General features: G+C 64.6%; 15 protein-coding genes. 4 read left to right on the forward strand and 11 right to left on the reverse strand.

The window, feature by feature from the left end; translation table 11 throughout:
* Positions 1 to 106: 106 nt before the first annotated feature.
* Complete coding sequence (gene pepN / locus AADZ78_RS18370) at positions 107 to 2,689, forward strand: aminopeptidase N (protein ID WP_085249510.1); 2,583 nt, start codon at positions 107 to 109, stop codon at positions 2,687 to 2,689.
* Positions 2,690 to 2,762: 73 nt separating this feature from the next.
* On the opposite strand, the gene AADZ78_RS18375 is transcribed toward pepN, so the two are convergent.
* From AADZ78_RS18375 to AADZ78_RS18385, 3 genes are all read right to left on the reverse strand, one after another.
* Positions 2,763 to 3,230, reverse strand: coding sequence for a DUF5130 domain-containing protein (locus tag AADZ78_RS18375; RefSeq protein ID WP_085249511.1), 468 nt, complete (start codon positions 3,228 to 3,230; stop codon positions 2,763 to 2,765).
* Positions 3,217 to 3,453, reverse strand: a complete 237-nt coding sequence (locus tag AADZ78_RS18380) for a hypothetical protein (protein ID WP_085249512.1) — start codon at positions 3,451 to 3,453, stop codon at positions 3,217 to 3,219. Before AADZ78_RS18380 ends, AADZ78_RS18375 begins: the two co-directional genes overlap by 14 nt.
* A gap of 87 nt (positions 3,454 to 3,540) precedes the next feature.
* Positions 3,541 to 4,182: an HNH endonuclease gene (locus tag AADZ78_RS18385; RefSeq protein WP_085249544.1), complete on the reverse strand. Its 642-nt coding sequence runs from the start codon at positions 4,180 to 4,182 to the stop codon at positions 3,541 to 3,543.
* A gap of 130 nt (positions 4,183 to 4,312) precedes the next feature.
* On the opposite strand from AADZ78_RS18385, the gene AADZ78_RS18390 reads away from it, so the two are divergent.
* From AADZ78_RS18390 to AADZ78_RS18400, 3 genes are read left to right on the forward strand one after another with little or no spacing between them, the layout of a single operon-like run.
* Complete coding sequence (locus tag AADZ78_RS18390; RefSeq protein WP_085249513.1) at positions 4,313 to 4,708, forward strand: globin; 396 nt, start codon at positions 4,313 to 4,315, stop codon at positions 4,706 to 4,708.
* Positions 4,708 to 6,291: a glycoside hydrolase family 13 protein gene (locus AADZ78_RS18395; RefSeq protein ID WP_085249514.1), complete on the forward strand. Its 1,584-nt coding sequence runs from the start codon at positions 4,708 to 4,710 to the stop codon at positions 6,289 to 6,291. The genes AADZ78_RS18390 and AADZ78_RS18395 overlap by 1 nt, the downstream gene beginning before the upstream one ends.
* 3 nt (positions 6,292 to 6,294) lie before the next feature.
* Positions 6,295 to 6,546, forward strand: coding sequence for a type II toxin-antitoxin system PemK/MazF family toxin (locus tag AADZ78_RS18400; RefSeq protein ID WP_085249515.1), 252 nt, complete (start codon positions 6,295 to 6,297; stop codon positions 6,544 to 6,546).
* A 16-nt stretch (positions 6,547 to 6,562) separates the two neighbouring features.
* Here AADZ78_RS18400 and AADZ78_RS18405 read toward each other — a convergent pair whose 3' ends face one another.
* The 8 genes from AADZ78_RS18405 to AADZ78_RS18440 form a co-directional block, all read right to left on the reverse strand.
* Entirely contained in the window at positions 6,563 to 7,234 is a 672-nt protein-coding gene (locus AADZ78_RS18405) for a hypothetical protein (RefSeq protein WP_085249545.1), read from the reverse strand.
* Complete coding sequence (locus AADZ78_RS18410) at positions 7,231 to 7,647, reverse strand: acyl-CoA thioesterase (protein ID WP_085249516.1); 417 nt, start codon at positions 7,645 to 7,647, stop codon at positions 7,231 to 7,233. The genes AADZ78_RS18405 and AADZ78_RS18410 overlap by 4 nt, the downstream gene beginning before the upstream one ends.
* On the reverse strand, positions 7,644 to 12,473 hold the full coding sequence (locus AADZ78_RS18415) for an NAD-glutamate dehydrogenase (RefSeq protein WP_085249517.1): 4,830 nt from the start codon (positions 12,471 to 12,473) through the stop codon (positions 7,644 to 7,646). Before AADZ78_RS18415 ends, AADZ78_RS18410 begins: the two co-directional genes overlap by 4 nt.
* A gap of 56 nt (positions 12,474 to 12,529) precedes the next feature.
* On the reverse strand, positions 12,530 to 14,206 hold the full coding sequence (gene ettA, locus AADZ78_RS18420) for an energy-dependent translational throttle protein EttA (RefSeq protein WP_085249518.1): 1,677 nt from the start codon (positions 14,204 to 14,206) through the stop codon (positions 12,530 to 12,532).
* Positions 14,207 to 14,274: 68 nt separating this feature from the next.
* Complete coding sequence (locus AADZ78_RS18425; RefSeq protein WP_085249519.1) at positions 14,275 to 14,748, reverse strand: single-stranded DNA-binding protein; 474 nt, start codon at positions 14,746 to 14,748, stop codon at positions 14,275 to 14,277.
* Between the two features lie 190 nt (positions 14,749 to 14,938).
* Positions 14,939 to 17,308 (reverse strand): glycerol-3-phosphate 1-O-acyltransferase, encoded by a 2,370-nt coding sequence (locus tag AADZ78_RS18430; RefSeq protein WP_085249520.1) that lies wholly within the window; start codon positions 17,306 to 17,308, stop codon positions 14,939 to 14,941.
* On the reverse strand, positions 17,305 to 19,020 hold the full coding sequence (locus tag AADZ78_RS18435; RefSeq protein WP_276063569.1) for an HAD-IB family hydrolase/lysophospholipid acyltransferase family protein: 1,716 nt from the start codon (positions 19,018 to 19,020) through the stop codon (positions 17,305 to 17,307). Before AADZ78_RS18435 ends, AADZ78_RS18430 begins: the two co-directional genes overlap by 4 nt.
* A gap of 77 nt (positions 19,021 to 19,097) precedes the next feature.
* Positions 19,098 to 20,570 carry a WS/DGAT/MGAT family O-acyltransferase gene (locus AADZ78_RS18440; protein WP_085249546.1) on the reverse strand — a complete coding sequence of 491 codons (1,473 nt, stop codon included), beginning with the start codon at positions 20,568 to 20,570 and terminating at the stop codon, positions 19,098 to 19,100.
* Between the last annotated feature and the right edge of the window lie 8 nt (positions 20,571 to 20,578).

The following is a 20,578-nucleotide window of genomic DNA, read 5'->3' on the forward strand; positions in this document are numbered from 1 at the left end:
TCGTTGACGGTCGAACAACCGCTCAGCACAACCACCGCGGCCCCGCGGCTGTTCCCGAATCGGCGCACTGGCCGGCTCGGTAGCCGGCACCACTAAGTTGTAGCCCGTGGCCCTTCCAAACCTCACACGCGACCAGGCTGTCGAACGCGCAGCCCTGGTCACCGTTGACAGCTACCAAATCAGCCTCGATGTGACCGACGGTAACGGCGCTCCGGGCGAACACACCTTCCGGTCCACCACCACCGTGGTTTTCGAAGCGCTCGCCGGCGCCGACACGGTCATCGACATCGCCGCCGACGCCATCCGTAGCGCCAGCCTCAACGGTCATGACCTCGACGTCTCCGGGTACGACGAATCGATCGGGATTCCGCTGCGCGGACTGGCCAGCCGCAATGTCGTCATCGTCGACGCAGACTGCCGCTATTCCAACACCGGCGAAGGCCTGCATCGCTTCGTCGACCCGGTCGACGGCGAGACCTACCTGTACTCGCAATTCGAAACCGCCGACGCCAAGCGCATGTTCGCCTGCTTCGACCAACCCGACCTCAAAGCCACCTTCGACGTGCGAGTGACGGCGCCCAAGCACTGGAAGGTGATCTCCAACGGCGCGACCACGAACGTCGCAAACGGTGTGCATAGCTTCACCACCACACCGCGGATGAGCACCTACCTGGTAGCGCTGATTGCCGGGCCATATGCCGCCTGGAACGACACTTACCGCGACGAACACGGCGAAATCCCACTGGGCATATATTGCCGGGCCTCGCTGGCCGAACACATGGATGCCGACCGGTTGTTTACCGAGACCAAGCAGGGATTCGGCTTCTACCACAAGCACTTTGGCTTGCCCTATGCGTTCGGCAAGTACGATCAGCTGTTCGTCCCGGAGTTCAATGCCGGAGCGATGGAAAACGCCGGCGCGGTGACGTTCCTCGAGGACTATGTCTTCCGCAGCAAGGTCACTCGGGCTTCGTACGAGCGACGCGCGGAGACGGTGCTGCACGAAATGGCCCACATGTGGTTCGGCGACCTCGTCACCATGAGCTGGTGGGATGACCTGTGGCTCAACGAGTCCTTCGCCACCTTCGCGTCGGTGCTATGCCAAAGCGAGGCGACCGAATACACCCAGGCGTGGACTACCTTCGCGACCGTCGAGAAATCGTGGGCGTACCGCCAGGACCAGCTGCCGTCAACGCACCCGATTGCCGCCGACATTCCCGACCTGGCGGCGGTCGAGGTGAACTTCGACGGAATCACTTACGCCAAAGGCGCTTCGGTGCTCAAGCAGCTCGTCGCCTACGTGGGCCTGGAGCACTTCCTGGCCGGGCTGCGCGATTACTTCCGCGCTCACGCATTCGGCAATGCCACGTTCGACGACCTGCTGGCCGCACTGGAAAAGGCGTCCGGCCGCGACCTGTCGAATTGGGGTCAGCAGTGGCTGAAGACCACCGGACTCAACACCTTACGTCCGGATTTCGACGTCGACGCCGACGGCAAGTTCACCCGGTTCGCGGTGACCCAAAGCGGCGCCGCGCCCGGAGCCGGCGAGACGCGGGTGCATCGGGTGGCGGTCGGCATTTACGACGAAGACGTTTCCGAGGGAACCGGCAAACTGGTTCGGGTGCACCGGGAGGAACTCGATCTCGACGGTGCACGTGCGGAAGTTCCTGCGCTGGTTGGTGTTTCACGCGGCAAACTGATCCTGGTCAACGATGACGACCTGACCTACTGCTCGCTGCGGCTCGACGCCCAGTCGCTGCGGACCGCGCTGGAACGCATCGCCGACATCGCTGAGCCGCTCCCGCGCAGCCTAGCGTGGTCAGCGGCCTGGGAGATGACCCGCGAGGCCGAATTGCGCGCTCGCGACTTCGTGTCGCTGGTGACCGTCGGGGTGCACGCCGAAACCGAGGTCGGTGTCCTGCAGCGATTGCTGCTGCAGGCGCAGACAGCGCTGGGCTCATACGCCGAACCAGGGTGGGCCGGCGAACACGGCTGGCCGCAATTCGCCGACCGGCTATTGGAATTGGCGCGCGCCGCCCAACCCGGATCGGATTACCAACTCGCGTACATCAACGCGCTGTGTTCGTCGGTATTGCCGCCCCGGCATGTCGAGACGCTGGCGAGTCTGCTCGATGCTGACCCCGCGGAGCTGGGACTGGCCGGTTTGACGGTGGACACCGACCTGCGGTGGCGCATCGTGACCGCGCTGGCAACCGCGGGCGCCATCGACGCCGACGGACCGGAGTCACCCAGGATCGACGCCGAGGTGGAGCGCGACCCGACAGCTGCCGGCAAGCGCTATGCCGCCCAGGCCTCCGCGGCGCGCCCGCAACTCGACGTCAAGGACAAGGCATTTACCACTGTGGTCGAGGATGACACCCTGGCCAACGCTGTTGGGCGCGCGATGATCGCGGGCATTGCGGCGCCGGGGCAGGGTGAGCTGCTCAAGCCCTTCACCGCGCGGTACTTCGAAGCAATCCCCGGGGTCTGGGCGCGGCGATCTAGTGAAGTCGCGCAGTCGGTCGTGATCGGCCTCTACCCCTACTGGGACATCACCGAAGAAGGCATCGCTGCTGCCGATGAGTTTCTGACAGCCCCGGAAGTACCCCCGGCGCTGCGCCGGCTCGTGCTGGAAGGCCAAGCCGCGGTGAAGCGGTCGTTAAGGGCCCGCCGGTTCGACAGCGGTTAGACCGCGAGCGTGCGTGTCCCGCCACTGACGCGCCGCGTCAGGCGTACAGCTGCGCACCCTCGCGCGGCAGGCACTAGGCCGGCGAGATTCCCGCGCTCAACACCCGGATCGCGCTGACCAACCCGTCGACCAAGTGGCCCTGCTCGAACGCCGACGACGCCGCGGCAACCCCAAGCGGCGCCGCCGACTCCGCGCCGCGACCCCGCACCGCAGAGCCGTAGACCACCTCGATGGCGCACTGGTCGGGCGAGACGGCAAGCAGCACCGCGTTATCCGGCGTCGGCACCTTGCCCAACAATTCGCGGGCCCGCGCGGCGGTATCGGTGCCCAGGTCACCAAGGTAGATGGCGAACCGCGCCTTCGACGCCCGCGAGCCGTATTTCAGCGCATCGTCGATGGTGACGAGGTCTTTGATCGGGAACGGGTAGTGGACCGATAGGTCCCCAGGCTCGGTAACCCCGGAGACCCGTCCGCTGGTGGTGAGCACCCAGCCTTTGGGCAGCTCGCCGGGCTCGATCGTCGCAACTTCACCACGTGCCACTTGCGCCACCTCCCACGGTGAACTCTGATCCGCCGTGTCCGCCGTGCCCGCCATGGGAGTTACCGACATCCTCGTCGGTTGCGGCCCACAGGATCGGCGGATGCGTCCACGGCTCCGACAGTTCGTAGGTTGTCGGGTGCGGTCCCTTGCGGGACCAGATCAGCCCCGCCAGCACTACCACCAGCAACAACGGAATTCCGACGAAGAAGAGGTGGATCTCCATAGCGCTCACGTCCCAAACCGTATCCCACCGGAGACGCTCACGGCGCACCCAGGACACGATCCGAGCAGAGCCGGGTAGTCAGGCCCGTTAAGCCGCGCCCTCACCCAGGTATCGCGCCCAAGACGGGTCCAGTTCTTTGACCGTCGACAGCAGTCGCCAATGCTGTCCCGTCGGCGGCAGCGGCGCACGGCGCAACGCCCAGCCGAGTTCGGTGAGCAGCTTGTCGCCTTTGCGGTGGTTGCAGGTCGAACAACACGCGACACAGTTCTCCCACGAGTGGTCACCGCCGCGGCTGCGTGGCACCACGTGGTCGACCGTGTCGGCCTTTGCACCGCAATAGGCGCAGCAGAAACGATCGCGATGCATCAGCGCTGCGCGGGTCATGGGAACCCGAGCGCGAAAGGGAACCCGGACGTAGGACCTCAGCTGGATCACCGAGGGCACCACGATCGACCTGGTCGCCGAGTGGATAACGGGCCCGGCTGGATCGTCGTGCACCACGTCGGCTTTACCGCAGATCACCATGACGATCGCGCGCCGCATCGGCAACGCGGTGAGGGGCTCGTAGGTGGAATTCAGCAGCAGCACCCGGCGGCGATTCCAAATCGATGAGTTCTCGTGGCGGTTAGGCGGATGGGTTTCGACGCTGTGCAGGCATGATGCGGGCCCGGTTACGCCTGCCGCGGCACCGGAATTGCGGTGGCTGCGGCGCTTCTTCACATGCGCCATGAATCCTCCGCCGAACAGTCCACCATGATTTGCTGCTGACTGCACGCCAAATGCCGAAGCCACGCCGTGTCGATCCGGTGAACAGCGGGGGCTGACCGTCGGCCGCGACAAATGGCCCACAATGGAGGGGATGGATCAGAAGACGGAATCTTTCTATGACGCTATCGGCGGCGCCGAAACCTTCCACGCGATTGTTTCGCGCTTTTATGAGCAGGTCGCCGAGGACGAGATACTGCGCCAGCTGTATCCCGAAGAGGATCTGTCGGGCGCCGAGGAACGCTTGCGGATGTTCCTCGAGCAGTACTGGGGTGGTCCGCGAACCTACTCCGATCGGCGTGGCCATCCACGCCTGCGGATGCGGCACGCCCCATTTCGGATCACACCCATCGAACGCGACGCCTGGTTGCGATGCATGCAGACCGCTGTCGCCTCGATCGACTCGGAAACCCTCGACGACGAGCACCGCCGCGAGCTGCTCAACTACCTCGAAATGGCCGCCCATTCTCTCGTCAACTCCGCGTTTTGATGGGCGGCGAAGAAGCGTGGTGGCAGTCCGCGGTGTTCTACCAGGTGTATCCCCGGTCGTTCGCCGATAGCGACGGCGACGGCGTCGGCGACCTGGACGGGCTTGTCGGCCGGCTGGAGCACCTGGAGCGTCTCGGTGTCGACGCGCTGTGGATCAACCCGGTCACCGTCTCACCGATGGCCGACCACGGCTACGACGTCGCCGATCCCCGCGACATCGACCCGCTGTTCGGTGGGATGGCCGCGTTCGAGCGACTGATCGCCGCGGCACACCGGCGCGGCATCAAGATCACGATGGACGTGGTCCCCAATCACACCAGTTCGGCGCATCCGTGGTTCCAGGCGGCGCTGGCTGCCCGCCCGGGCAGCGCCGCGCGCGATCGCTACTTCTTTCGCGACGGCCGCGGGCCCGACGGGATGCTGCCGCCGAACAACTGGGAATCGGTGTTCGGCGGGCCGGCCTGGACGCGGGTGGTTGAACCCGACGGCAAACCCGGCCAGTGGTATCTGCACCTCTTCGACGCCGAACAGCCGGATTTGAACTGGGATAACCCGGAGATCTTCGACGACTTCGAGAAGACGCTGCGATTCTGGCTGGAACGCGGCGTGGACGGTTTCCGCATCGACGTGGCGCACGGGATGGCCAAGCCGCCGGGCCTGCCGGACACCCGGGACGCCACCGCGGTGTTGCGCCACACCGACGACGACCCACGTTTCAACCGACCGAACGTACACGCGATCCACCGCGACATCCGCGCGGTCATCGACGACTACCCGGGCGCGGTGACGGTTGGCGAGGTATGGGTCACCGACAACGCCCAATGGGCCCAATACCTGCGACCCGACGAACTGCACCTCGGCTTCAATTTCCGGCTCACGCGAACAGAATTTGTTGCCGCCGAGATTCACGCGGCGGTGCAGAACTCGTTAGAGGCCGCGGCGCTGGGAAACGCCAGCCCAACCTGGACCCTGGCCAACCACGATGTGGGCAGGGAAGTCACCCGGTACGGCGGCGGCCAGATCGGTCTGCGCCGGGCGCGGGCGATGGCGATGCTGATGCTCGCCCTGCCCGGCGCGGTCTTCATCTACAACGGCCAGGAGTTGGGTTTGCCCGACGTGGACCTGCCTGATGAAGTACTGCAGGACCCGACCTGGAAACGCTCGGGACATACCGAACGCGGCCGCGATCGCTGCCGGGTGCCGATGCCGTGGTCCGGCGATGCTCCCCCGTTCGGGTTCTCCGCGTCCGCCGACACCTGGTTGCCGATGCCGGCAGAATGGGCGGACCTGACCGTCGATAGGCAGCTCAAGGATGCCGACTCGATGTTGTCGTTCTTCCAACGCGCACTCGAATTACGCAGGGAGCATAGCGAATTCGAAGGCAGCCTGATCGACTGGCTGGCGGCGGACGACGATGCGCTGCTATTCCGGCGGCGCGGCGGCGGGCTGGTCTGTGCGCTGAACGCGGGTGAGCGTCCGATGCAGCTGCCGGCGGGAGAACTTCTTCTGACCAGTGCACCGCTGGCCGACGGCAAACTGCCCCAGGACAGCGCGGCCTGGCTGGTAGCGACGCACCAGCATTAACACATCCAACTGGCTGATCTCGACAAGACCCTGCCCGTCGTGATCCTGACCCGCGAACTCGTCAGACCGCACCTCGCCCGGCTAACCATTGCACCCATCACCGCAACCTTTCGCGGTCTGTCCACCGAGGTCGTTGTCGGCCCGGCCAACGGGTTCCAACAGACGTCGGTAATCAGCTGCGACAACATCGCTACCATTCCAACCAACGAACTGGCGCTCGCACAAGCGATCCGCGCGGCATTCGACCTCGAATAGGGCCGCAGGGCACACGTCAGCGCAGCACCAGCGCCGGATGACCGCGACGCCGGTACACCGAACCGTATCGAGCGTCTACCCGCAACCACGCCGGCAGCACCCGGACCCTGATCATCTCGTCGGGGTCGATCGCCGCCGGCGACTGGGGCAGGAAACCCATTGCGGTCAAAGCGAACACGCAGCGCATCGGTAGCCCAACAACGACGTCGTCCGAGCTGACCTGAATGACCTCCTGGTCGAGCAGCGACACCGGCGGACCATGGGAACCGCTGTGCTCCTTGGCAAGTTGCGCGCCACGCTGCGCCAGGTCCAGCATCACCCGGGCCGGCACGTCATCGACGTGGACGAACCCGGATTCCGGGGGCAGGGCACCCCGCCACGCCGAGTCCATCGCGAAGCCGGGATCCACATAACCTGAGCTGTCCATCGCTGCCAGTCCGCGTGCCAATGCGTCCGCGCCGACCGACATGTCGTCGGGGCGCACCTTGCCGGCCACCACCCGGCTGGCTAGAACGTCGAAACCCGTTGCCACCCAAGCCGTCAACAATCCGGCCGACCGCGCGCGGATTCGGATGATCGCGGCATCGTCGAGCCGCATCGCGTGCTCGACGAACGTGGCCAGATCAGTGCGGTGGGCCGCCCTGGTCTCTGGACCCAGCCACAAGCCGCGCTCCGCGACCCCCTTTATGTCCGCAGCCACCGTTGCAAGTACTCCCGATGGCGTGGCGACAATCGCACCAGCCGCTGTTCCTCGATGTGGACGGCGGCCAGCTGCGACTCGGCGACGACGGCGGGCTTCGAGTTCGGATCGGCATTGACCGACCGCACCTCGTAACCGAGCGTGAAGTCCACCGCTCGCAGCCGCTTGGTCCAGATGGTCACCTGCAGCGGCGAATCGGCCAGCCGCAGCTGATCCTTGTAGGTGACCCGCACATCGGCGATCAGCAGGCCGATCGTCGTGATGTCAGTGGCGAAAGCGTCTTTGAGAAACGGAACGCGTGCCTCTTCCAGGATCGTGACCATGGTGGCGTGATTGATGTGCTGGTACATGTCGATGTCGGACCAGCGCACCGGCACCGGTGCGACGAATCCGTTGCTCACCCTGAAGATCCTCGTCCGCTGGTGCGTGTCATCCGACGGATCTGGCGTGCCGCGACTGACAGTGTCGCGAGATCCTTTGCACCGCTTTCCCGGATCTCGTCGAGCGTTCGGCGTGCCCGCTCCACCCTTGACGCGCTGATGTGTTCCCACTCGGCGATCTTTTGTTCGCCGCTCTCATCGGGCTCCCCCACGGCTAGCACGTCGAAACAAAGCGACCGCAACGACGCGTAGATGTCGTCACGAATCGCCAAGCGCGCCAACGAATGCCAGCGGTCGTTTCGGGGTAACTCGGATACCGCGGTGAGCAGCGCGTCGGTTCCCAGGCGGTCCATCAGGGCGAAATAGGTATCGGCGACTTCGGCGGTATCGATTTCAGTGATGTCGCCGATGTCGATGATGTCGAGCAGGCTGTAGCGGTATAGGCCGGTCGCGACCCGGTATGCCAAGTCGTGGGGCGCACCCATTGCCGCAAATTCCGCGGCCTCCTTCTCAACGATCGCCTCGTCGTCGCCGCGCAACCACTCCGACATCCGTGGCGTCAGCGCCTTGACCTTCGCAGCGAATCGGTTGATTTCGGCGCCAACGGCCAGCGGCTGCGGGCGATAGTTGAGCAGCCAGCGTCCAGCACGGTCGATCAGGCGACGGGTATCCAGTGTCATCCGGTCCGACAACGCGACAGGCAGGTTGGCCGCGCGGATTCGCCGCCAGATGTGGCCCACCCCGAAGATCGCATCGGTGGCAGCATAGGTGCGCACCGCGTCGATCGGCGCGACACCGACGTCTTCGGTGATCCGAAACGCGTAGCTGATGCCGGCGGTGTCCACCAGATCGTTGATCAGCATGGTGGTAACGATCTCGCGGCGCAGCTGGTGCGCCCGGATCTCCGGGGTGAACCGATCGCGCAGCGGCGTCGGGAAGTATCGGGGCAGCCGCGAGGCGAAGACGTCCTGATCCGGCAGCTCGGTCTTCAGTACTTCCTCCTTGAGACCCAGCTTGACGTGCGCCATCAATGTCGCGAGCTCGGGTGAAGTGAGCCCCATCCCGGCCTCGGCTCGCCGGGCAATCTCCTTCTCCGACGGCAGGGCCTCCAATTCGCGGTTGAGGCCGTGCTCCACCAGCTGCCGGATCTGATCGGCGTGTACCGGCAGCAGGCTGCCCGCGTTGGCGCGACTGGTACCCATCAGGTCGTTCTGGTCCTCGTTGTCGGTGAGCACCAATTGCGCGACCTCGTCGGTCATCGACTCCAGCAGTTGACTGCGTTCGTCGGCCGTCACCTTGCCAGCGGTGACCAGCGAGTCGATCAGGATCTTGATGTTGACCTCGTGGTCCGAGCAGTCCACGCCGGCCGAGTTGTCCATCGCGTCGGTATTGATGTGGCCGCCGGACAGGTCGAATTCGACGCGTCCCCGCGCCGTCACCCCGAGGTTGCCGCCTTCGCCAATAACCTTGGCGCGCACCTGGTTTGCGTTGACCCGTACCGGGTCATTGGCGCGGTCGCCGACGTCGGCATCGGATTCCGATTCGGCCTTGATGTAGGTGCCGATGCCACCGTTGAAGAGCAGATCCACCGGTGCCTGCAGAATCGCCCGAATCAGGTTGGGCGGGGCCATCTCTGCGACGTCGCCGTCGATCCCGAGGGCGGCCCGGACCTGCGGGCTGACCGGGATGGTCTTCTGCTCGCGGCTGTACACCCCGCCGCCCTCGCTGATCAGCGACTTGTTGTAGTCGTCCCAGCTGGACCGGGGTAGATCGAACATCCGCCGGCGTTCCTCCCACGACACCGCGGCGTCGGGGTTCGGATCGAGGAAGATGTGCCGGTGATCGAAGGCCGCGAGGAGTCTGATGTGTTTGCTCAGCAGCATCCCGTTGCCGAACACGTCGCCGCTCATGTCGCCGACGCCGACGACGGTGAAATCCTCCGTCTGGGTGTCCACGCCGATCTCCCGGAAGTGTCGCTTGACCGCTTCCCAGGCGCCTTTGGCGGTGATGCCCATGGCCTTGTGGTCGTAGCCCACGGACCCGCCGGAGGCGAATGCGTCACCCAACCAGAAGCCGTAGGACTTGGCAACATCGTTGGCGATGTCGGAAAACGTGGCGGTGCCTTTGTCCGCGGCCACGACCAGGTAGGCATCGTCACCGTCGCGCCGCACCACCTCGGGTGGTGGGTGGACGGCTTTGGTCGCGTGGTCGACGTTGTCGGTGACGTCGAGCAATCCAGAGATGAACAGCTGGTAACAGGCGACGCCTTCAGCCCGGATGGCATCGCGGTCGGCCGCGGCGTCGCCGGTGGGCAACGGCGGCCGCTTGACGACGAACCCGCCCTTGGCCCCGACCGGCACGATGACCGCGTTCTTGACCGCTTGCGCCTTGACCAGACCGAGGATTTCGGTGCGGAAGTCGTCGCGCCGGTCCGACCAGCGCAGGCCGCCGCGTGCCACCGGACCGAACCTCAGATGCACGCCTTCGACGCGCGGCGAGTACACAAAGATTTCGAATTTGGGTCTCGGTAGCGGAAGCTCGTCGATCAGCGGTGCATTGAGCTTGACAGCCAAAACGTTGCGGCCGCGGGCCGAACCGTCGCGTGTGACAAAGTAATTGGTGCGCAACGTGGCCTGAACCAGCGACGCGAACGCACGTAGGATGCGGTCGGTGTCCAGGCTGACCAACGCGTCGATATCGGCAGCGACAGCGGCGGCCGCCGCTTGCGCATCACGGCTCACCGGTGAACCCGATGGCCTGGGATCGAAAAGCGCTTCGAACAATGCGACCAGTGATCGCGCGGTGGAGGGATGCTCGTTGAGCACCGATTCGATGTAGGACTGGCTGTAGGGGAAGCCCGCCTGCCGTAGGTATTTGGCGTAGGCGCGCAGGAGCACCACCTGCTGCCAGGTCAGTCCCGCGCGCATCACCAGCTCGTTGAACCGGTCTATCTCGACGCGGCCATGCCAGATCGCAGTGACCGCGTCGGCGAATCGCTGTGCGCCAGCGTCCCGCTCGGCTGCCGTCGCGGCCATCGGAATCGTGGGATGCGGGGAGATCCGGAACTGATAGATCCATACCGGCAGCCCGTCGGGCCGGGTGACGGTAAACGGTCGCTCTTCGAGCACCACGACGCCCATGCTCTGCAGCATCGGCAGCAGCTGACTCAACGAGGCGGTGCGCCCACCCAAAAACCAGGTCAGCTGGGCAACTCCGTGCTCGTCGCGCTCGGAGAACACCAGCTTGACCGAATCATCGGTGAGCTCGTTGACGATGGCGATGTCGCCGATCGCATCGGCTGGGGCGACGGCCTGCTTGTAGGCCTCGGAGAACGCGCTCGCGTAATGCTCGGCGTCGGCATAGGAGACCGAGCCGCTGGCCGCGGCGCCGATCAGCCGGTCGGACCAGGTTCGCGCGGCTTCGCTGAGCAACGCCTGGATCCGGATACGGTTGGCTTCGGAGACGTCGACCGGGGCCGAAGCTTGACCATTCTCGGGTAGTCGCACCATGAAATGCATGAGCGCCCAAGGTGATTCACTGACACGCGCGGTGAACTCCAGTCGGGTGCCACCGAACTCGCGGACCAAGATGTCCTCAATCTGCAAGCGAACGGCCGTGGTGTAGCGGTCCCGGGGCACATAGACCAGGCACGAAACGAAGAACTGCAGCCGGTCGGCGCGCAGGAACAACAAGGCGCGTCGTTGTGATCCCAGATCCACCACGGCCTTGGCCATCACCAACAGCCGCTCGGCGCTGAGTGTGAAAAGCTCCGGGCGCGGGACGGTCTGGATCACGTCGAGCAGCAACTGGCCCGGATGACTGGGGTCGCTGCCGGCCAATGTGAGCGCTTCGCGTACTCGTCGCGAGATCGCCGGGATTTCCAGGACGTCGGCGTTCATGGCGGCGACGGTGAAGAGCCCGACGAAGCGATGTTCAAACACGCGGCCGTCGCGGTCGTTCTCGCGGACCGCGATCGCGTACGGGTACGCGCCATAACGCAGATAGCTTCCGACGGCGGCTTGGGCCAAGACCAGCAATTTGGTCTCGTCGGTCAGCCGGGGCCGGGTACCCGACCGAGCACGCAGCACACCCAAACCAGTCGTTGCGTCGCCGGAGACCAGACCATCCTCAACCCGGGTCCGCTGGTATCCCAGCAGTAGAAAATTCCCGTTTCCCAACCAGCGCAGTAGCGCCGCGACCTCCTGGCGGTCAGGTGCTGAGTAACGGCCTTCGATGTCGCTGTCGACATCTGCGGCCAATTCGGCGAGGGTGGCGATCATTGCCGACGCATCCGTGGCGACCCGCTGGACGTCGGCGAGGACCTTGGGCAGCAGCCGCTCGACCTCGGCGAGGGCCTTACGATCGACGGCCGGCGAAAGCTGGACGTGTATCCAGGCCTCGCCGACGTATGGCGACGCGCCGTCCGCCCTCGGTTCCACCCGCTGCAGTTCCCCGGTTGAACTGCGGCGGACCTCGAACACCGGTGTCATGATCGCCGTATAGCCGACGCCGAGCCGATGCAGCAGCACCGTGACGGAGTCCATCAGCATGCCGCCGTGGTCGGTGACCACCTGCAGCGCGGGCCCGAAACCTTCAGGGTGATCCGCCGGGTAGACGGCGACACCGCTTTCGCCGGGGAGACGATGTTGGCCCAGGCGATAGTGCGCGGCCAGCATCGCCGGTGTCACCAATGCGGCGGGGGCCCCCGTGGCGGCTTGCGATCCGACGTCGTCCGGCCCCCGATAGCTGTCGATGTAGGCCTTGGTGATCCAGTCAGGGACATTGCCGCTCTGGTTAAACGTGGTCCACGGCTCGACATCTTGTGTAGCTCGGGGATCGATCGTCATGCCGACTGCTCCCAACTCACGACGGATACCAGCGCGGGGCGGTGGCAGAGCTGACACTAGCCCCTTGTCAGCTTGCGGTGGGTCACTCGGTGCGGGCGGGCCGCGTCGACTCCGAGCCGTTCCACTTTGTTCTCCTCGTAGGCGCCGAAGTTCCCCTCGAACCAGAACCACTTGGCCTCGTTGTCGTCGTCGCCCTCCCACGCCAGGATGTGCGTGCACGTCCGGTCGAGGAACCAGCGGTCGTGCGAAATCACCACCGCACAGCCCGGGAAGTTCACCAGGGCGTTCTCCAGCGAGCTCAGGGTCTCGACGTCCAGGTCGTTGGTCGGCTCGTCCAGCAGGATCAGGTTGCCTCCCTGCTTGAGCGTCAATGCGAGGTTCAGCCGGTTGCGCTCGCCGCCGGATAGCACGCCGGCCGGCTTCTGCTGATCGGGCCCTTTGAACCCGAACGCGGACACATAGGCCCGCGACGGCACCTCGGTTTGACCGACCTCGATGTAGTCCAGGCCGTCTGAGACGACTTCCCACACCGTCTTCTTTGGATCTATCCCCGCGCGGGCCTGGTCGACGTAGCTCAGCTTGACGGTCTCGCCCACCTTTACGGTGCCGCTGTCCGGCTGCTCGAGCCCGACGATGGTCTTAAACAGGGTAGTCTTGCCGACCCCGTTGGGACCGATGACGCCGACGATGCCGTTGCGGGGCAGGGTGAAAGACAGGTCCTTGATCAGGGCGCGTCCGTCGTAACCCTTGTCGAGGTGGTCCACTTCAACCACCACGGAGCCGAGGCGGGGCCCGACGGGGATCTGAATCTCTTCGAAGTCGAGCTTGCGGGTCTTCTCGGCCTCGGCCGCCATCTCCTCGTAACGCTGCAGCCGCGCCTTGCTTTTTGCCTGGCGGGCCTTGGCACCCGATCGGACCCAAGCCAGCTCCTCCTGTAGCCGCTTTTGCAGCTTCGCGTCCTTGCGGCCCTGCACCGCGATCCGCTCTGCCTTCTTCTCCAGGTAGGTCGAGTAGTTGCCTTCGTAGGGGTAAGCGCGACCGCGATCGAGCTCCAGGATCCATTCGGCGACGTTGTCCAGGAAGTACCGGTCGTGGGTTACCGCCAGTATCGCTCCGGCGTAGCTCGCAAGATGTTGTTCGAGCCACTGCACGCTCTCTGCGTCCAGGTGGTTGGTCGGCTCGTCGAGCAGCAGCAGGTCTGGTTTGGACAGCAGCAGTTTGCATAGCGCGACGCGGCGACGTTCACCACCGGACAGGTTGGTCACCGGCTCGTCGGGCGGCGGGCAACGCAGCGCGTCCATGGCCTGCTCCAGCTGAGAGTCCAGGTCCCACGCATCGGCGTGGTCCAGTTCCTCCTGCAGCCGGCCCATCTCCTCCATCAACTCGTCGGAGTAATCGGTGGCCATCAACTCGGCGACCTCGTTGAAGCGGTCAAGCTTGACCTTGATCTCGCCCATGCCCTCTTCCACGTTGCCCCGAACCGTCTTCTCCTCGTTCAGCGGGGGCTCCTGTTGCAGGATGCCGACGCTGGCGCCGACGGCCAGGAATGCGTCGCCGTTATTCGGCTTGTCCAGACCGGCCATGATCCGCAAGACGCTCGACTTACCGGCCCCATTCGGGCCGACGACACCGATCTTGGCTCCGGGGAAGAAGCTCAACGTGACGTCGTCGAGGATCACTTTGTCGCCGTGCGCCTTGCGGACCTTCTTCATCGTGTAGATGAACTCAGCCATGCCTCGGTAGTGCCTTTCTGGTCTCGCGGAAATATCCCGCCGACCATCCTAGGCACCCGCCAGCAACGCTAGGCCGACAGTGGCAGCGCAGCCGTGTCGTCAGACTCGGCGCCGTCATGAGCATCGCCGTTGTGGTCCACGGTGTCGGCCGTAGCTACCGTGGCATCCGCGGTAGTCGGACCGGTGTAGCCCGGCTTCTCGATCCGCACGATCGCCCGCGACAGATCTGGTCCCACCGACATCGCGCGCATCTCCAGCGATGAGCGGCGATTGCCATCGCGGTCCTCGTATTCGCTTGTGTACACGTGGCCCACCGCGATCACCGGTGCACCCTTGCCCAATGCGGCGCCCACGCCGGTGACCAACTTGCCCCAGCAATTGACGTTGATGAACAGCGAGTTTCCGGGCTCCCATCCCCCATCAGCGGTCCGTCGGCGGGAATTGCTGGCCACACGGAACTTGATGACCTCTTGACTGCCGACCTGTCGACGCTCGAGGTTGTTGACGATGTGGCCGACGACGGTAAGCGGCGTTTCAAACATTGACTCAATTCCTTTCATTCACAGGTAGCGCTCGTGTCTGGTGCTCATTGAGCGCCGGGTCACCGACAAGCCGAAACCGGGCAAGCGGGTAAGGATCGGACGTTGTGGATAAAGGCGCGACTGTGGATAAGCGCTAGGGCTCGCGAGCGTAACGTCGCTGCGAAAACTCCAGCACGAAATCGCGGTGGCGTTACGCTCGCGGATTTTCACTTCCGCGGCTGGCTTGCCGCCCATGACGCGCTTTGAATTCGCGGGCGACGAACTGATTACGCGCCACCTGCCCGACATAGTCGAAATCTCGCAGAATGTCCCGCAATTCCCGGCGGAATGCAATCCGACGCTCGGCGAGGTCAGTTGCCGGTGCGATCAGATCGTGATCGATGGCGACCTGGCGCGCCGTGGCGAACAGCAGTGTCGACACCGACTCGCTGCTACGGACCCGGCCCTGCGCCACGTATTGTCGGCCGACGCCGAGCGCCAAATCGGTCAGTTCCTTCTGACCGATGTTCGCCGGAGCATCCCGCAACACGTCGGCAACGATCTCATACGCCTCGAAGAACACCCGCAGCATTGCCTCGGACATCAACGGCCGCTTGGCATACAGCATCGCGTCGATCTCTTCGCCGCCGGCGGCAACTTGGGTCTCCCAATCCTCGTGCCATGCCATCTCTTCGGCGATGTTGGCCCGAAATGCCGCCGAATCGGCGAAATAGAAATCGAACTTCAGCAGATCGCGCAACCGCATCGCCTGCTCCCAGAAAGCGGCGATGCGATCACCGTCGATATGCCGAGCATGTGCCAGCGCGAGTTCGACGATCGAGGTCTCCAGAAACGCGTGAATCACCGAATTCCGATAGAACGCCGCGGCATGCTCATCGGCCGGAGCGATGTACCACACGGGCTCACGCCCGCTGTCCACGCGGGTGACCGGGTGCCCGTTGGACAATGCGTCGACCGCCGCGCGTACACCTTCGCGCGATCGCAGCCGCAACGCACTGGTTGATACCGGCGTCTGCTTGCGATCGAGGTAGTCGAGGGAGTCCTGCAAGGTGTGGTGCAGCTGATCGAGCGTCAGCGCCACTCCGCGGGTGGTCAGCAGCAGCGCAGACACCAAACCCGTCGCCGTCACCGGGGTGGACTGCAGAATCCGCCACGCAACTTCAAACGACATCTTCTGCAGTGCAAGGCGTTTGGCGTCGAGATCCTGCGTCAACGAACCGTGCGGCGCGCCGAGATACTCTCGCATCGAGACCGCTTCGGGGAAGCGGACATAGATCTTGCCGTAGTTGCGCTCACCCTGCGCCTTGATGAAGCTATACAGCCAACCGAAGCCCTCGGGCTTCTTCTCGGCGCCTTGCGCGTAGGCGGCATACTCGGCGATCTCGTGCAGCTGGTCGAAGCAGATCGAAACCCCTTGCAGCAGGATGTCGTCGCTGCGACCATCCAGGTAGGCGTCTGCGACGTAGCTCATCAGTCCGAGCTTGGGCGGCAACATCTTTCCGGTTCGCGACCGAGTGCCCTCGATGGACCAACTTAGATTGAACCGCTTTTCGACGACGTAGCCCACATATTCCTTGAGCACGTATTTGTACAGCGGGTCGTCGCCGATATTTCGCCGAATAAAGATCATGCCCGACCGCCGCATCAGCGGACCCATGACTCCGAACGACAGGTTGATGCCGCCGAACATGTGCACCGGCGGCAGCCGGTTCTCCTGCATCGCCACCGGTACGACCGCGCCGTCGATGTAGGACCGGTGCGAGAACAGCAACACCGCCGGGTGTGCTTCCAACGCAGCGCGCATGGCCGCAACCTGATATTCGTCGTAATCGATTTCCGGGTCGAATCCGCGGCTGACCATCCGGCCCAGGACGGAAATCATGTCGACCGAAACCTGGCTCCATCCGGTCGCCAGTTCGTCGAGTATCTTCCCCGCCCGCTCCACCGTGGCGTTGGGGATTCGTTCCAGGCCGGCACGAAAACGCGCTGACGCCAAGATCTCCGGCTTCACCAGCCTCGGAGACTTATATTGCGGTCCAAGGATCCGATATTCGGCGCGTGCCAGCGCTAGCAGCGCTCGACGGGTGACAAACTGGGCGAAATCACGGGTGCTTTCGGCGACGGTGGTGTCGCGCCACTGCTGACGCAGTTCGGACACTTTGGCCGACTCGCCCGCCACCACCCGCGCGCGCCGGGGGTCGGTGCGCAGGATGCGGCGCTGCTGACGTGCGTTGGGGTGGTAGGGATCTCGGCCCGGAAGTAGCGCGGCCACCTTGTCCGCCTTGCTGCGGTCCGCGGGCGGCAACCAGAACACCCGCACCGGCACGATCGAGCGATCCTCACCGCCCTCGAGCTGCTCAACGAGCGCTGTCAGCGCCGCCGGCGACGCGCTACGCGGCGGCAGCTTCAATACGTCGAACTTCGCCTCTAGATTGCGGGCACGCTGCTGGCCCAGCCACTCCATGACCAATTCCATTTCCACGGGAGTTTCCATGGCGGCGAGCACCAGCGCGTCTTCCGCGGTGAGGACCGCGCTGGTGTCGGCGGCGGGTTTGGTCACGGCCGTCCTCTGGGCCTAGCGGATTCGGTTGCGCCGGTTTCGTCAGCGGCGGGTTGTTGCGCCGCACCGTCTTTCACAGCGATCTTGGACTCGTTCGGGTTCTTCTTCACCTGGGTCGTTGAGGCCACGGTGGGCTGCGCCTTGCGGGAAGGTGTTTTGGTGGCCTTCTTTGCGGGCTTGGGCGCGGCCTTCTTCGCTGCGGCTTTCGACGCAGCCTTCGGTTGTGTCTTTTTCGCAGCGGTCTTCTTAACCTGAGCCGTCGCTTTTTTCGCCGCCTTTTTCTCGGCGTAAAGGCCGACCTTGGGCAACTCATCGATCGGCCAGTTCCGCAGCGTATCCAAATACAGTTGCCGCACTTCGGCGATGCGATCCGGGAGGTTGTCCAGGGTCCAGCCGTCGACGGGGATCGGCGGGAACACCGCAACGTCGACCGTGCCCGGATTGATTGTGGTGGAGTTTCGGGAGGCGACGACCTCCGCGTTGCGGATCACGATGGGGACGATGGGAATCCCCACCGCCATCGCGATGCGGAACGGCCCTTTCTTGAATGGCCCGACTTCGGTGGTATCCAACCGGGTGCCTTCGGGGGCGATCACGATGGACAGCCCGTTCTTCGCGCGGTCCTCGACCGTATGCATCGTCTCCACCGCTGCGACCGGATCGTCACGGTCAATGAACACGCCGTCCAATAGCTTGCCCATCGTTCCCATGATCGGGTCGTTCTGCAGCTCCTTTTTGCCCACACCGACCCAGTTGTCGCGCACCAGCGCTCCGGCAATGACCGGGTCAACCTGGTTGCGGTGATTGAAGATAAACACAGCCGGACGCCGTGCGGTGAGGTTCTCTTTCCCGATGACATTCAGATGCACGCCGCTGGTCGCCAGCAGCAGCTGGGAAAAGGTGGAGGTAAAGAAATTCACGCCGCGCCGTCGGCTACCGGTGAGCACTCCGATCCCTACCGCACCGGCCGCAACGGGAAACATGGTGGAAAAACCGGCGAGTGTTCGCAGTTGCCGCCGCAGGCCCACGCCGCCGCGGCTGTTGAACTTCAAGATCGGCCAGCCTCGGCGTTTGGCGACGGCGGCCATTTTGCCTTCAGGGTTGGTCGGCCGTGGATTGCCGACTAGGTACATCAGCGCGACGTCCTCGTCACCGTCGGCGTAGAAGTAGCTGTCTTTGAGGTCGATATCGTGCTCGGCCGCAAATCGTTGGACCGCAGCGGCTTTGCCCGGACCCCACAAGATCGGCTTGACCACACCACCGGTGAGCATTCCGTCTTCGTTGGTCTCGAACTTGTTGGTGAGCATGTTGGTAATGCCGAGAAACCGTGCGACCGGGCCAACTTGAATCGTCAGGGCCGACGAGCTGAGTACCACGGTGTGCCCGCGAGCGACGTGAGCCCGCACCAGCTCTCGCATTTCCGGGTAGATCCGGGACTCGATCCGCTGGGCGAACAGCCGCTCGCCGATCTCCTCCAAGTCGGTCAACAGCCGTCCGCGCAACGCCGAGGAGGCCTTGCCGATGAGGTCTTCGAACTCGATGCGCCCGAGCGTATGGTTCAGACCGGCCTGAACCATGCTGAGCAGCTCCCCCACCCCCATGTCGCGGCGCCGGAGCCGCTCCTGGGTGAGGATAACGGCCGTAAAGCCGGCAACCAACGTCCCATCCAGGTCGAAAAACGCGCCGATCGTTGGTCCAGGTGGACTAGCCATGATTTCAGCCACTGAGCCGGGCAGCCGCAGGTCTTGGACCGGCTTATTCGTCCCGCGCTCTTCGCCTTCGGAGACGCTCACGAGCCCGACGCCGATCCAGATGCCGAACCCGCCGGGGCCGCAAACGAAGCCGGCACCGCGCGCGGTGCCGGATCACCGGCCAGCGCGAGGATTTCGTCGAATCCCTCCAACAGGCACTGGCCGAACAACTCGTCGTTGCGCACCGAGGCCCGGTCGTAGCGCACGGTGATGGTGCACCAGCCGCCCCGCGATATCAGCACCACCATCATCGCAACCCCCGGCAACGGTCCAATACCGTACTGCCGCAATATTTTTGCTCCGGCGATGAAGGTGTCGCCGGGATACACCGGAACATTGCTGGCCTGCACGTCCGACCCGATTACCGAGCCGCTGATCCCCTCCAGCACCGCGGTGGGCAAAACACTCAACACCGGCGCCATGGCCCCGATGACGTTCATCGCAGGCTCGTCGCGGCGCTGGGTCATCTGCGCCCGGATCTTCTTCATCCGGGCAACCGGATCTGCAGTGCCCAGTGGAGCCGCGATATTGACGCCGGTGAACCGGTTACCGCCGGCCGCGTCCGCGTCGGCCCGCAGGTTCACTGGTACCGCCATCGGCAGGGTGCTGATCGGGACACCAAGTGCCGCATGGTAACGGCGCAGCGCGCCAGACAAGCCTGCGAGGTAGGCGTCGTTGATCGACCCACCACCGGCCTTAGCGGCCTTGTGCAGGTCGGCGAGCCGAATGTCGATCGCCTCGGTGCGGGTGGTTAGGCTGCGCCGGCGCAGCAGCGGCGACGGCTCCGCGGCCCGATTGATAACCCGCATGCTCGAGAGCGCATAGCCGACAATGCCCGACACGGCAGACGCAGGATCCAAAACCACGCGCCCGGCCACGGAAACCGCCCCGGATAGCGCGCCCAGAACGCCACCGACGATGGCGATTGGCAAGTGGTTGATGCCTTGGCGCATCAGGTCGTTGGGCGAAAGATCCTCCGGGATGGGCTGTGGCGGCGTCGCCCTGGGCGGTGGATCCCGCTCCAGGTCATAGATTTCGGCGAACATCTCGACACCACCGACACCGTCGGTGACCGCGTGGCTCACGTGCAGCAGGGTCGCGGCTTTGCCGTCCGGCAAACCCTCGACCAGGGTGGCCGTCCACAGCGGTCGCGAGATGTCCAGTGGTGACTGCAGGATCACCTCGGCCAGGTCTAATATTTCGCGCAGTGTGCCGGGTTCGGATACGCGTACCCGGCGCACGTGAAAGTCGAGGTTGAAGTCGGGATCCACCACCCAGCGCGGCGCCGCGGTGGGCAGCGTCGGCACGACGACCTTCTGGCGCAGCCGCAACACCCGTCGAGATGCGTTTTCGAACCGGGTCCGAAAGCGCTCCCAGTCCGGCGTGGTGTCGAGGAGTTCGAGCGCCATGATCCCCGAACGGGTCCGCGGATTCGCCTCGCCCCGATGCATCAAATAGTCGACAGGTCCAAGTTCGTCGGACAATCCAACAGCCTCGACAGGCTCAGCCACGCCGATCA

Origin of the sequence: Mycobacterium riyadhense, assembly GCF_963853645.1 — a bacterium.
In the GTDB taxonomy this organism is placed as follows: domain Bacteria; phylum Actinomycetota; class Actinomycetes; order Mycobacteriales; family Mycobacteriaceae; genus Mycobacterium; species Mycobacterium riyadhense.

What these genes read in the sequence shown, in the direction of transcription:
- AADZ78_RS18380 (WP_085249512.1), bottom strand. Translation starts at nt 3,453, where the DNA reads ATGGAGATCCACCTCTTCTTCGTCGGAATTCCGTTGTTGCTGGTGGTA.
- AADZ78_RS18385 (WP_085249544.1), bottom strand. Translation starts at nt 4,182, where the DNA reads ATGGCGCATGTGAAGAAGCGCCGCAGCCACCGCAATTCCGGTGCCGCG.
- AADZ78_RS18390 (WP_085249513.1), top strand. Translation starts at nt 4,313, where the DNA reads ATGGATCAGAAGACGGAATCTTTCTATGACGCTATCGGCGGCGCCGAA.
- AADZ78_RS18395 (WP_085249514.1), top strand. Translation starts at nt 4,708, where the DNA reads ATGGGCGGCGAAGAAGCGTGGTGGCAGTCCGCGGTGTTCTACCAGGTG.
- AADZ78_RS18415 (WP_085249517.1), bottom strand. Translation starts at nt 12,473, where the DNA reads ATGACGATCGATCCCCGAGCTACACAAGATGTCGAGCCGTGGACCACG.
- ettA (WP_085249518.1), bottom strand. Translation starts at nt 14,206, where the DNA reads ATGGCTGAGTTCATCTACACGATGAAGAAGGTCCGCAAGGCGCACGGC.
- AADZ78_RS18425 (WP_085249519.1), bottom strand. Translation starts at nt 14,748, where the DNA reads ATGTTTGAAACGCCGCTTACCGTCGTCGGCCACATCGTCAACAACCTC.
- AADZ78_RS18435 (WP_276063569.1), bottom strand. Translation starts at nt 19,020, where the DNA reads ATGGCTAGTCCACCTGGACCAACGATCGGCGCGTTTTTCGACCTGGAT.